The following is a 512-nucleotide window of genomic DNA, read 5'->3' on the forward strand; positions in this document are numbered from 1 at the left end:
CCTTACAACACCAAAGGTGTTTTTAGAGACTTGAAGTAGATTTTCAGCTGAAGTTCCGAGATTGGTTCGTAGTGCAAGCCTGATTTAAGGTGAGCGGTATGAATGAAACAGAATTTGCCTGGCGGCATTAGCGCGGTGGTCCCACCTGACCCCATGCCGAACTCAGAAGTGAAACGCCGTAGCGCCGATGGTAGTGTGGGGTCTCCCCATGCGAGAGTAGGGAACTGCCAGGCATCAAATTAGTAAAGTTCGCTTTTACGCGGATTGTTATAAGAATTAGCGTGCTGATATGGCTCAGTTGGTAGAGCGCACCCTTGGTAAGGGTGAGGTCCCCAGTTCGACTCTGGGTATCAGCACCAGTAATAAGCGTAGAGTTCGGTAAATTACAGAATTTGCCTGGCGGCACTAGCGCGGTGGTCCCACCTGACCCCATGCCGAACTCAGAAGTGAAACGCCGTAGCGCCGATGGTAGTGTGGGGTCTCCCCATGCGAGAGTAGGGAACTGCCAGGCA

At 52.1% G+C, this 512-nt stretch carries 1 tRNA gene and 2 rRNA genes; all 3 read left to right on the forward strand.

Annotated elements, in window-relative coordinates:
- Positions 1-117: 117 nt before the first annotated feature.
- Positions 118-233 (forward strand): 5S ribosomal RNA (gene rrf / locus AACU55_RS19110).
- A 50-nt stretch (positions 234-283) separates the two neighbouring features.
- Positions 284-359: transfer RNA gene (locus AACU55_RS19115), tRNA-Thr, on the forward strand.
- Between the two features lie 36 nt (positions 360-395).
- Positions 396-511, forward strand: a 5S ribosomal RNA gene (rrf, locus tag AACU55_RS19120).
- The last annotated feature ends 1 nt before the right edge of the window (position 512 follow it).

This window comes from Rahnella sp. CJA17(1/100) (genome assembly GCF_963881615.1).
GTDB lineage: Bacteria > Pseudomonadota > Gammaproteobacteria > Enterobacterales > Enterobacteriaceae > Rahnella > Rahnella aceris.